A 12,031-nucleotide genomic window follows, 5' to 3' on the forward strand; every position below is an offset into this window, starting at 1 on the left:
AACTCAGACAAAGGTTCCCAAAAAATTCGCAAAAATGTGCAGTTGGACTTGTTTTACCGACTATTTTTATCAAAAAAATTTTAGTATACGAAAAGTTATTCTCGCTTTCGATGATTTACCTCAAAGAACTATACCTCAAATTGGATAAGAGCCAATACTGTGTCGGATAACGTTGTTGGAAGAATAAGAATCGTTCCATCGAAAGATCGCGGTATTTAGTGATTTGAAATGCTAGGAAAGTCCATCTCATCTACGAGAACTTCTCCCCGAAAACCGTAAATAAAGGCAGTTTTGAAACCAGATTGTGATAAATTGGAAAGAAAAAATTTCGATATTTTGCTTTGGATCGGCTTATAAAGGGAAAATACTTGGATCCAAGGATCTAAGAATGCCGATAAGTAGTAAGAGCCCAAAAACCTCGTCCAATAGAGATTTATGACCCTCAGAAAATATTCCGTCTTCCTCTATATTTCGGTCTTATTGTCCCAAACACCTGCGTTTGCCTTGGGAACCTATTCAGAGGGCTGGACAATTGCTAAACTGACCCAATTCGAGAGCCGAGGGATTGTATACGAGTCCTATGAAGGCGTGATAGAAGTCTTAACATTCGATCCAGCGGAAGAATGTGATGAAACCAGAGACGAATGTTACATGCCTGTGCGAAAAAAGGCGAATATTAGTGTTCGTCCTGAAAACGCTGACGTAGTGAATTTTTTGATGAAAAATCTGAACCAAACGATATTGGTTCAATTCAATATCCACAGGATCCAACCTATTGCACTTTCTAGTAGCATAGAAGTTGTCAACGCACAATATCAAGAAAACATAATACCTCATAGTACTCCTGTGAAAGATCCAAGCGGAAGGATTACCGTATGGGTCCAAGCTCATGATACTTCTCATCCGATCGAAAAGATGGCGACCAATAAGACAGGTGGAAAAAGAAACTTCTCAGTAACGGGAAGGATCGTAAGTTTAGAATACAAAGGTACAGTTGTAGGAACTTATGAAGGCCTTTATATGGATGAGTCTAGGGGAAGGATACATCCATTTTCAATCACTTCCGAAGAAATGGCCGAATTCGCCTGGAAGGCTATGAAGTATACAGGCAAATATTATCTAGGTGTCTCTGTGGCATACGTAACGGGTGTCAGAGAATCACATTATGATATATTCGAGATCAATTTCAGAGAACCTGCAGGATCTCAGGAAAGACCTAAAAAATAAAATTGGTTAAATAAGATTTAGCATCCGTTAATTCTACCGGAGCTTCGACTCCCAAATGAAAAATGTCCCAATTTAGTTCTTCTTTCCGAAAATTTTCCGACTTGACAAAACTTATCAACTATTTCGATGTCTAAATAAATGAAGCCTGAATATGTAATTCATCTATTATCCAGGACCAGGGATCGGATCCAAAAACATTTGTCCGAAGAATTCCTAAAACAAGGTATCAAAGATTTGGTCCCTGCTCACGGAGGTGTACTTTTTGTATTGGGTAAAGAAGGTCCTCTTACAATGAGTGAATTAGCCAAGCTACTGGACAGGACCAATTCTACAGTAACCGCCCTTTTGGATAAGATGGAAGAATTTGGCTATATTAAAAGATCCAAACCTTACGAAGACGAAAGAGTAACTTCTGCAGAATTAACTGAGAAAGGAAAACAAACTCTGGAGAAAGTACAAAGAGCCTCAAAGGCGACGCTCACAAAACTCAGTCAGAATTTGGAGCAAGGGGAAAAAGAAGAATTCATGCGAATTTTAACTAAGATCCATTCGAATTTCGATCTATGATGTAAATTTTTTTTGAATTAATATTTCGATATCGAAATAAATAGGAGAACGATTATGTTAGAAGGTAAAACTGCGGTAATTACAGGATCGGCCAGAGGAATTGGGAAAACGATCGCAAAGATGTTTTTGGAAAGAGGGGCCAATATCATTCTTTCGGACCTAGAGGATTCCAATTGTAAGGAAGCAGCAGACGAATTGGCAAAACTCAATCCGGAAGGAGTGTTTTGGAAAACCTGCGATGTTACTTCTAAAAACCAAAACAAGGAATTGGCGGAATTCGCAATTGAGAAAACAGGGAACTTGGATATTTGGATCAATAATGCCGGAATAGTTCAAGATGATCTTCTCTTAAGAATGTCTGAAGAAAAATGGGAGAAGGTACATTCAGTAAATTTAAAAGCTGCCTTCTTCGGTATACAAATTGCGGCAAAGTTTATGCTAAAGAAAAGTTCGGGTAGGATCGTAAACATCGGATCAGTTTCCGGATTTTATGGCAATGCGGGGCAGGCAAATTATTCTTCTGCAAAAGCTGGGCTATTTGCTCTTACAAAATCTGCAGCCAGAGAACTTGCTTCTAGAAATATCACCGTGAACTGTGTTGCCTCCGGTTTTATCAACAACCGATTTGCCGAACATGTTCCGGAAGAAATTAGAAATTCTATCTTGGATTCTATTCCCTTGAAGATCAAAAGAAATCCGGAAGAAGCAGTTGCATCTGCTGTTGCCTTTCTTTCTTCCGAGGAAGCGGATTGGATTACGGGAGCAACTCTTAGAGTGGATGGGGGAATGTTGATCGGTTTTTAGACCGAATACTTAATTATAAGTTTTATGAACAGGTAAGAGAAGTATCCAAAAAATTTCTTGCCTGTTCTTTTGTAAGAAGCGACTTAATTCTTAAGATCCCTTCTTCTTATCTTATGAATTCTCTCACAAAATATTGTCATTATGTTCTCTCGTTAGAGAAGGACAAAGATCCTGAAAACAAAATCTATCATGATACCGAATACGGTTTTACCTTAAAATCAGACGACGAGCTATTCGGTAGACTTATTTTAGAGATCAATCAGGCCGGCCTGTCTTGGACCACGATCTTACGGAAAAAAGAAAACTTCCGTAAAGCATATAAAGATTTCTCAATCAAAAAGATCTCAAAGTTTTCTGAAAAGGATTTTGAGCGACTTATGAACGATGCGGGTATCATCCGGAACAGACTTAAGATAAACGCAGCCATTCATAATGCGAATGTGATCATATGTCTCCAGAAAGAATTCGGAAGTTTCCAAAATTGGCTACATTCTCATCATCCCAAATCATTGGAGGAATGGACCAAACTATTCAAAAAAACTTTTGTATTCGTTGGCGGAGAGATAGTGAATGAATTTTTAATGAGCACAGGTTATTTAGAAGGTGCTCATGGACCAGGTTGTCCCATTTACAAAAAAGCACTAAAGTCCAAACCTGCTTGGAATTCTAAAAAGAAAAGAAGATCAACAATCCAGAAATGAAACCTCGCCCCTCTTTCGAAAAAATTAAAACAATCTCGGAATTCGAATCCTATTATTGGTACAGAGAAGAATTACAAAAAATCTGTCTGAACTTAGAGATCTCTTCCAAAGGTGCTAAAGCGGAATTAGAAGAAAGATTAAAATCGTATATTACGTTAGGTAGAGAGAAATTTATTAAAAAAGAAAACTCTTCTAAAAACCAAATATCCGTTCGTAGAAAAGCTAAAAGTGAAAAAGAGATTACTCTTAGATCTAAAATTATCCCAGAAGGAATTCGATTTGATTCTAAATTTAGGGAATTCTGCAGAAAGTATTATGATCTCAAAAAATTCAGTTTTACAAAAGCAATGGCAGAAGCAGTTCGAGATGCGGAGAAGATCGGGAATTTAAAACTCAACGTCCAAGATCTTTTAAAGGTCTATGAAAACCCTCCCAAGGAAGAACGAGCCGACGATCGTGTCCTGAGATGGAATCGTTTCGTAAAAGATTTTCATTCTGATCCGAAAACTTCTCCGCTTAAGTACAAACTGAATATTGCTGCTTTTTTATGGGGGAAGGTTCGGGACCGGCCTGGCAGTAAAAAATTCGATCCTTCCCTTTTAAAAGAATTTGCGAAAGAGATCCAAAAACTGGAAGAAAAGAGTAATAAGTAATGCTAAATCTGTAATGAAAATCAGGTTTTTCTGCTGGTAGAGTATCCTAACTCATTATAAAATATTATTCTAAACAAATGAAAGTTAAGTTATTCTCATTCTCTATTCTAATCTGTTTCGCGATTAGTTTTCCTTTTTTCTTAGGGGCTCAATCGCAAAATAGAACGGTATGTTTAAATTGGGAAAAAAATTTCCCTAAAATTGATTCCAAACTATATTTAGAGATCAGCGGTTTAGAATTGATACTCAGCCCTCCTTCCGGTGCAATAATGAGAAGTAGTAGACCGGGAGAATTAGTACCAATTATACATGGATCTTATAAGACCGAAGGAAATAAAGACGTACTGATCGAATTTCCGTATGAGCCTGCCGATCCGGACGAATGTTCTTTCAATTGTAAGGAACAATCGCTCACTCTCCGCTCTAATCAAAACGCGGAAGAAGTATTCGATAGCTGTTTTAAATCATGTAAAAATAATACGAATTTCAAATTTGGAAAAGACAAATTTAAACTTCATCTGAAATTCAAAATTTACAGAGATGAATCAGATACTTTAAGAATAGATTCCGTTTCTTATAAAGATTTAAACCCAATCACCGGAAAATTGGCTTATTCTTTCCCTCATTATTTCGCGGGAGATCTAATAGAATGTTCTAATTCTATTTGGGATTAATATATTTTGAAAATATAATATTATTTGTCTAAAGACAAAAGTGCTTTTTCCAATCGATGGATATGTTTGAAATCACCGGACATTCCATATAACTGTAACGCGCCTTGGTAATAAAAAAGAATACTTTCCGAGATTTCTTTTAACTCGGATTCGGTTTTTACCTTTTTAGAACTCCAAGTAATTTCTTTTAAACAATTTTCGAAATCTTGGACCCACCGACTCAATGCAACCTTTACAAAATCCGATATCTCGGGTTCATCATGCGTTTGGTTGGATAAATTCGCGTAAGGACAACCGTAGATATAAGTGTTTTTCAAACCTCTTCTTAACATCTTCATCCAAGATTTGATAAAGTCCGAATATTTTTTTTCTCTCTTAGCGATCCTTTTAACAAATCCTAATATTGCTTCTTCTTGTTCCAAAAGATAAGCCTTACCCAGATCCTTTTTGGAAGGAAAATGGATGTACAAGCTCTTCTTAAAGGCTCCCGCTTCTTCCAAAATTTCGTTTATTCCCGTGTTGGGATAGCCCTTGGAATAAAATAATTTGAAGGCTGCCTTTAGGATCCTTTCTTTTGCAGGGTCTTCCGACCGAATTAAGTCCTTTTGGATTTTCATCTTTTTTTCAACTTTGATTATAATTGTGGTAGACTGATCTGTCTACCACAATTTATCCTGGACTTATCGAGTAGACCACTTTGTCTACCGGAGGCTTTTTATGAGGCTCATGGAAAAAACGGATAAGATTATTACATCCTTTGCCGTTCCTGTCCGTAAATCTGATATAGATGTAAACGGACATGTAAACAACGGGACCTATCAAAGTTATTTTGAAGAAGCAAGGATCAAAACCTTCCAGCTTTTAAAAGAGGAAGGGGAGACAATCCTAAGTTCAGACCGCTTAATTGTCCGCCAATGTGAAATAGAATACAAAGCAGAGTTAAAATATCCGGAAGATGCAGTCATTACTACGGACATCCTTCACTCCGATCCTGAATCTACAGAGATTGTGCAGGAAATTTTTCGTGCCTCCGATTCATTATTAGTATGTAAGGCAAGATTTGTATTAAGTCTTTTCGATGATACGGAAGAAGTCTTCTATTCCGAAGAAAATTATCCCTATGCATTCTATCATCCAATCAGCGTAGGCTGGGCAGAGATGAATCCAGAAGGTAAGGTAAATCTAGATACTATCCAATATTATCTGGACGATGCGAGGATCCGTTCTTCCTACCAATGTGGATTGGATTTACATTCATTACAAGCGAAAGGGATCGGCCCAGTGGTTTACAAAGCAGAATTGAATTATTTCGATTCTATGGGTTTTCCGGATGATTTTGTGATCGTTACGGTTTATCAAAAGGCGGAGAAGAATCGGTTGGCTTTCCGACATGATGTATTCTCTAAAAAAACCAAAAAATTGATCCTTACTTCTGTAGTGCATGGGCTCTTTATGGATCTAAAAAGGAAAAGACCTCATCAATTCACAGAAGAGGAAATGAAAATGATCTTTAGCGTGAAAAATACTCCTCTCTTTGACTGAATTTATGAATTGAAATTTCACTAACGTAAGGAGAGGGTAACTTCGATGAGATTTGAACATTGGGGCCCTCTCCATTTTATTATACTATTTCTTACTGCATTTCTAGGATTCGGACTACCTTATTTCAGCAAAAGAATCGCTTCTTCTAAAATCAAAAATACGATTGGATACGTTCTCGGGATCATTCTTCTTTTAAACTATCTAGTTTATGTAATATACAGGATTAATTCCGGTTATTGGCAGATCCGCTATGATTTGCCTATGGAGTTCTGTAATTGGTCAGCGATCGTAACTTCTCTGGCTTTATTTACTCGAAATAGGACCCTTGCAGAACTTTCTTATTTCTGGGTGATTGCGGGGTCTATACAAGGGGTCATCACTCCGGATCTATCTGTTACCTTTCCTCATATTTACTTTTTTATATTCTTCATTGCACATTCAGGTTTGGTGATCTCCGCTCTTTATGTTGTATTTGGTTTGGAGTTAACTCCTAGAAAAGGAGCAGTAATTCGATCCGTTCTATATAGCCAGATTTACGTTGTAGCCGCTTTGCTTATAGATTTTGCCTTAGATGCAAACTACGGATATATGAGAGAAAAATCCGCAGCAGGTTCTCTAATGGATTATTTAGGTCCTTGGCCTATTTATATTATTTGGATGCAGGTACTCGGAATGATCGTATTTACTCTATTATATCTTCCTTTCTGGAAGAAAAATGCGAGTGATTGACGAGTATTACTCTGATTCTATTTTTTCTACAGCATCCACAGGAATGATCAAGTTTCCGTCCGGTCTTAATACTACGTAGAAACTATCCTGCTGGTAGATAATCCCTCTTTCCATAGATCCGTCTTTTAGATAAAGAATGCGGACTTCTTGGGAGATTTCTTGAGAAGCACCTGGACCTTTGCTATTTAAGATATCCGTAATGGATGCCTTATCCACCTTCTTAACTAACTCCATCAGTTGTTCTCTTTCTTTCAGGTCTTTCGGAGGGAAACGGACCATACTCGCGAACTTTCTTTCCAGATCCGCTTTTTCATCCGGAAGTATTTTTTTAAGAGAATTCTTAAGTTCTTTTGGAGAGATCAAGAACGGATCCTTAGGAAGAGAATCCACATGAGGTTTTAGACTCTTGATTAAAGTTTCGTCTAGTTGAGCGCTAGGTTGGGACTTCTTACTAGCCTTAATCGAATCTTCGATCCTTTTAAGACCTTTCATTCTCGCAGGAGAGAATCCTTTCCATGCCAGTTGTTGTCCCGATTCTATGGTCAGTTGTTGTTTATCGAATAAGATAGGATATTCTTTAGCAAGAAGAGCAATTTCTTCTTTGGTTAACCAACTGGAGACCGACTCAAAGAAAATTGCATCACCAGATTCTAATTTAACTTTTCCTTCTAATACTTTTACAGAAAGAGAAGAATCTGCGCGTTCTTTGTTGACCGAGACCTTAGTTCCTTCTAAGATTAATTTGAAATCATCAGAACCAATGGAAATATTTTCGCCGTCTTTCGGACCTTGGCTATCAAGAAGAACGGTTCCGTATCCTAGAGAAACATGGATCGCATTTTCTTTACGTTCTGCGGTGAAGTCCGTATTAGGTAGGGCTCTAACAGCGACACTCCTTTCCCCTTCTAATTGAACGTCACAGATTGAAGATTTTCCTGATACGATCCTTTTGCCGGATACATCCTCTCCAGCTTGAGAAGTTTTACCTTCGATGGAACATTCACCATAGGAATAAGTAAACTTATCTAAAGTGGCTTCTCCCTTTTTGATCGAAGAATTTTTATAGAAGTATATTCCAAAAGATGCAAATACCAGAGCTGCTGCTGCAAGATAGATTGCAGGTTTAGGGAAAGGAATGATATTTTTAGAAGAAGTCTTAGGAGAAAGGTTTTTTAACTCCAGAGAGGCAGCAGAAGTCCTAAGTTGCGATTGGATCTGAGTAATCTTTCGATATTCCGCCGCTCTTTCAGGGTCTCTTAACACGATTTCCAAAAGTTGTTTTTTCCCGGCAGCATCAAGCTCTTCGGAAAGATATAACTCTAGCAGATCTTCGAAACTATTTGACTGTTGGGTATGTAATGCCATCTTATAGTCCGATCCCTTCTGCTTCAAGATGTGCTTTTAATAATCTAAACGCACTTAGCAAGCGACGACTAACGGTCCTCTCGGATATTCCGAGAGCATCCGCAGTTTCTTTGAGAGTTTTCTTTTGGATTTCCTTCAGTAATATTATACTCTTTTCAGGCTCAGGAAGACGGGAAACCCCATCTTTTAATGCTAAATTGAGAGAATTTTTCTCTAATTCCAGAGGGTCTTCATGATTCCCCCCTGAGAGTTCCGGAAAATTCTCTACATTAATTGAGACGTTGCCCGTCTCCTTCTTTGTACGATTGAAATGTTTAAAATAAAGATTTTTAGCGATCGTGCAAGACCAGGAAGAGAAGCTTCCCCTATTTGGGTCAAAGCGATCCATGACCTCAAAGGCCTTTAAGAATGTCTCTTGGGTCAAATCTTCGGCAATTTCAGGATTTCCTGAAAGTTTGAGCAGGAAATGATACACTGTATTCTTGCAGGACTCGTATAGAGTGATAAATTCCTGTTGGGAAAGACCTTGCATTTTTAGTTTAATCGGGCCAAAAAAAAGGATTTCTGCTAATTTTTGGGATATTCCGATTCTGCGGAAGCAGAAAAAATAAGGCCCCCGAAAATCGAGAGCCCTACCTTTTTTGGATAAAGTAGCAGTTTTCCCGCTACGTAATTTTAGCGCAAGAACTGGAATTTTTCGTTATCAGTCCAAGCACAAGGCCATTGGATCAAGAGACCTCCGTCTCCGGTCGCACCGCCTGCAATATCCAAACACTGGCTGCTATGTTTTGCTTGAAGAGCGAAGAAACCATCTCCGTAAGAGAGTAGTTGGAATCTTTCGTTGTTTCCCCCACCGCAAGAATATTGAATTACATTCATTCCTGCCGCAGTAGACCCACCCTTCACATTCATACATTTGCCGCTATGTTTTGCGATAAATCTAAAGTATCCATCACCTGTGGACTCAAGCGCCCATTTTTGGTTGTCCTGGCCAACATTCGTCCATTGCCAAATATTAACATTGTCGTTGGTGCTAACACCGGAGACATCTAATACCTTACCGCTATGTTTTGCAGAAATCGCTGAATACTCCAAACCCGTAGGATCGTTCACGAAAGAATTGCTTCCTCCTACAGATGATCTTCCACAACCGTCAGATCCACAACCTGCGTAGGAACGCCAGTCTCCTCTTTCCATTGGGTGACCGATTCCGTCGAAACATCCGCCTCCTTGGCAATTCATCCAACTTGGGGCATCTCCACCTCTTCTCAAACGAACAAGGTTGTTCCAAGTGTCTTGGTGATAATCATTGCCACCTGGATTTCTGAAATCTTCGAAATATAAACATCCGCCGGATCCACCGCTATCATGGAAAGATCCATGTGCGTTTTTACCAACGTATGCAACTGGGTGAGTGCCGTTTGCTACTTCAAAGTTACCGGCTTCTTTAGAATACCATCCAGAGTGTTGAGACCAAGCAACTCGTTTCATTTGCCCGTTTACTACCAGGACGCTCATTCCTTCCCAGTCAGCCGCGTGGCTTCCAAAGCTTAGGAAACAAGTACTTTGCCATGCGTAGAAGAACCAGTATCTAATCAGAACTGCATTCGTTCCAACTAGAGAAGTCTCATAGAAAATAGGAACCTGGTTGTTTGAAATTGTGGAATAATCTTTATTACAAAGATCTTGAGCAGAAACTCCTGCAGCTCTTTGAGTATAATAAGTCTGAGGATCACTAGTAAAACATTTTCCAGAATCTCCGGAACCTGTTGTGGTCTCTTGATCGAATCTCAAACGAGGTGCGAATTGTTGCGCAAGTGCATCCTGATCAACGTTTGGTCCACCGTTATCAGCTTGGCAAAGATATAAGCTCATGCTATCGCAATAGCGACCATTACAGCTTGCACCGGCGATATACATAGATTCAGGAGCTACGAATTTTCCACCGTCTTCTTCTGAAATGCCGGAGGTCCAATAACATCCTGTTCTAACACCGTTATTGTTTAATTGAGAACATTTCAAGGAAACGTTATCACAATAACTTCCGGAACATTTAATACCGGTTACGAATGCATTATTATCGCAAACACGATAGTTGGTTCCTTCTTCAGAAAACCAATCTGTCCACCAGCTATTCGTATGAGTGTATCCGGATTCACTTGCGAGAAGATTTACGTCATCGCAATAACGTCCGCTACATTTCAAACCGCGAGTTAAGAAAGTAGGTCCTGTCTCAATTGGGTTTGCACCATCAGTGGTCCAATTCAACCAATGTGGAGGATAAATCTCGTTATGAAAATAAGTGCTGGCTGCGCTAAATAACTTAGATCCATTTCCGCTTTTAGAAGGAAGAAGGCTAGAAAGCACTCCTATTTCCGCTCCGTTCGACGAAGACTTATCGCTGCAAGCCACGAATGACCCACCGAGAAGTCCTATGATTACCAGAGTATATACACCCCGGATGATGATTCTCTTCATTATGATCCCTCTTTAGTTTTAATGTGGAGGTTTTAAGTATTTAAACGACAGAGTAATATAAGCGTCTTAATTCTCACTTATTTTCGAAACGAGATAATATAATTTCTGAAATAAATAAAATTTTTATTTATAAAGCTCGTTCGATTTTAACGAGTAAAGTTTGTTCTATAATTTTTAAAGAAGAAGAAATATTGATACTAAAGGGATGATTAAGATTTGCGGCCCTTCTTTTTAGGAGAAGCAGCTTTTAGATTTTTTGGATCCGTATCTTTGCTCATGCGGATCAATTGTGGTCCCATAAATTTTAGAAATTCTTCTAAGAAGGTAACAAATCCTTTAGAACCTCTATTCTCACTTAGGAAGATCAAGATCCTACGAATTGCTGGATCTTCCGTTAGATCGCCTAGAGCAGTTTCATGAACATTCTTCTTATCTTTATCTAAGAATGCTTTTAGCTCCAAACGAAAGAACAAACAAAGATTGATAAAATCGTGAGTAAGTAATCTGGATTCTCCCCTTTCAATTTTTCCTAAAAGGTTAGGGTTGAATGGAACTCCGTATTCTTTTTTAAGAGCATCAGCAAGCTCCTTTAAAGAGAGACCTTTCTCCATCCGGCAATATCTGAAGACGTCGCCTATTTTAACATAAATTGATTCGATGGAGCCGTTTTCCATATTTTGAACACTAAAAAGTGTTAAGAATAGAATATGATCTGCGAAGGGGCTCAGCTTCGAATCGAATTCTTTTTCTCCGGATTGACTTAGCTCGATTTATACTGAATTTTCTATTCTAAGAGTATTTTAATTACTTTTATATATTTTTTATTCTCTATATTACTTTCTTACTTTTCCGCAATGTTGCTTATTCCCTAAATCTTAGGGATTATTTCTTTCCCGGGAAAAATTTCAGACTTCAGAATTAAAGATTCAAAATTTGGTTTGGAGCTTTGTTGTATAATTAGAATGGAAACAGATACAAAAGAACTAGACCGTATTACCTCTCATCCTTCCATCTGTGGAGGTAAACCAGTAATTCGGGGAACCTCAATCCGAGTTTTAGAAATATTAGATATGATTTTTTTAGGATTCGGATACCGTGAAATCCTGAATGAATATCCAAATATTAAGGTTTTGGATATCGAAGCATGTTTGGAATACGCTTCCAAAAGATTACATTCTCCGATATTAGATAAAGCAAATCGAGAACTTCCACGAGAATTCGCTTCCGAATTAAGAGACGCTGACCGGAGAGTTTCTTAAGTAAGTTCAGATTTTTGAAGCCCGCGTTGCGG

Annotated in this window: 14 protein-coding genes; 9 read left to right on the top strand and 5 right to left on the bottom strand. The window is 38.4% G+C overall.

Features of this window, described 5'->3' with window-relative positions; all coding sequences use genetic code 11:
* Positions 1-435 precede the first annotated feature (435 nt).
* From lsa26 to EHO65_RS15755, 6 genes are all read left to right on the top strand, one after another.
* On the top strand, positions 436-1,227 hold the full coding sequence (gene lsa26 / locus EHO65_RS15730; RefSeq protein WP_135775509.1) for a surface adhesion protein Lsa26: 792 nt from the start codon (positions 436-438) through the stop codon (positions 1,225-1,227).
* 138 nt (positions 1,228-1,365) lie between these two features.
* Positions 1,366-1,794 (top strand): MarR family winged helix-turn-helix transcriptional regulator, encoded by a 429-nt coding sequence (locus tag EHO65_RS15735; protein ID WP_135775510.1) that lies wholly within the window; start codon positions 1,366-1,368, stop codon positions 1,792-1,794.
* Between the two features lie 54 nt (positions 1,795-1,848).
* Complete coding sequence (locus tag EHO65_RS15740) at positions 1,849-2,598, top strand: glucose 1-dehydrogenase (RefSeq protein WP_135775511.1); 750 nt, start codon at positions 1,849-1,851, stop codon at positions 2,596-2,598.
* Between the two features lie 113 nt (positions 2,599-2,711).
* The gene (locus tag EHO65_RS15745) at positions 2,712-3,299 is read left to right on the top strand and encodes a DNA-3-methyladenine glycosylase I (RefSeq protein ID WP_135775512.1); all 588 of its coding nucleotides are present in this window, start codon (positions 2,712-2,714) and stop codon (positions 3,297-3,299) included.
* On the top strand, positions 3,296-3,952 hold the full coding sequence (locus EHO65_RS15750; protein ID WP_135775513.1) for an SAP domain-containing protein: 657 nt from the start codon (positions 3,296-3,298) through the stop codon (positions 3,950-3,952). Before EHO65_RS15745 ends, EHO65_RS15750 begins: the two co-directional genes overlap by 4 nt.
* A 77-nt stretch (positions 3,953-4,029) precedes the next feature.
* Positions 4,030-4,626, top strand: coding sequence for a hypothetical protein (locus tag EHO65_RS15755; RefSeq protein WP_135775514.1), 597 nt, complete (start codon positions 4,030-4,032; stop codon positions 4,624-4,626).
* 20 nt (positions 4,627-4,646) lie between these two features.
* Here the strand turns inward: EHO65_RS15755 and EHO65_RS15760 are convergent, their stop codons facing one another.
* Positions 4,647-5,243 (bottom strand): TetR/AcrR family transcriptional regulator, encoded by a 597-nt coding sequence (locus tag EHO65_RS15760; RefSeq protein ID WP_135775515.1) that lies wholly within the window; start codon positions 5,241-5,243, stop codon positions 4,647-4,649.
* A gap of 100 nt (positions 5,244-5,343) precedes the next feature.
* On the opposite strand from EHO65_RS15760, the gene EHO65_RS15765 reads away from it, so the two are divergent.
* Together EHO65_RS15765 and EHO65_RS15770 are read left to right on the top strand one after the other, a co-directional pair.
* A complete protein-coding gene (locus EHO65_RS15765; RefSeq protein WP_135775516.1) occupies positions 5,344-6,168 on the top strand; it encodes an acyl-CoA thioesterase in 825 nt (274 codons plus the stop codon).
* A 45-nt stretch (positions 6,169-6,213) separates the two neighbouring features.
* Positions 6,214-6,897, top strand: a complete 684-nt coding sequence (locus EHO65_RS15770) for a YwaF family protein (protein WP_135775517.1) — start codon at positions 6,214-6,216, stop codon at positions 6,895-6,897.
* A gap of 6 nt (positions 6,898-6,903) precedes the next feature.
* Here EHO65_RS15770 and rsx read toward each other — a convergent pair whose 3' ends face one another.
* From rsx to EHO65_RS15790, 4 genes are all read right to left on the bottom strand, one after another.
* Positions 6,904-8,262, bottom strand: coding sequence for an LIMLP_03685 family anti-sigma factor (gene rsx / locus EHO65_RS15775; protein WP_135775518.1), 1,359 nt, complete (start codon positions 8,260-8,262; stop codon positions 6,904-6,906).
* A 1-nt stretch (position 8,263) separates the two neighbouring features.
* Positions 8,264-8,794, bottom strand: coding sequence for an RNA polymerase sigma factor (locus EHO65_RS15780; RefSeq protein ID WP_135775519.1), 531 nt, complete (start codon positions 8,792-8,794; stop codon positions 8,264-8,266).
* Between the two features lie 143 nt (positions 8,795-8,937).
* Positions 8,938-10,740 (bottom strand): RICIN domain-containing protein, encoded by a 1,803-nt coding sequence (locus tag EHO65_RS15785; protein WP_244243551.1) that lies wholly within the window; start codon positions 10,738-10,740, stop codon positions 8,938-8,940.
* A gap of 209 nt (positions 10,741-10,949) precedes the next feature.
* The gene (locus EHO65_RS15790; protein ID WP_135775520.1) at positions 10,950-11,351 is read right to left on the bottom strand and encodes a hypothetical protein; all 402 of its coding nucleotides are present in this window, start codon (positions 11,349-11,351) and stop codon (positions 10,950-10,952) included.
* Between the two features lie 351 nt (positions 11,352-11,702).
* On the opposite strand from EHO65_RS15790, the gene EHO65_RS15795 reads away from it, so the two are divergent.
* Positions 11,703-11,999, top strand: a complete 297-nt coding sequence (locus EHO65_RS15795) for a DUF433 domain-containing protein (protein WP_135775521.1) — start codon at positions 11,703-11,705, stop codon at positions 11,997-11,999.
* The last annotated feature ends 32 nt before the right edge of the window (positions 12,000-12,031 follow it).

Origin of the sequence: Leptospira andrefontaineae, from assembly GCF_004770105.1 — a bacterium.
GTDB classification, from domain to species: domain Bacteria; phylum Spirochaetota; class Leptospiria; order Leptospirales; family Leptospiraceae; genus Leptospira_B; species Leptospira_B andrefontaineae.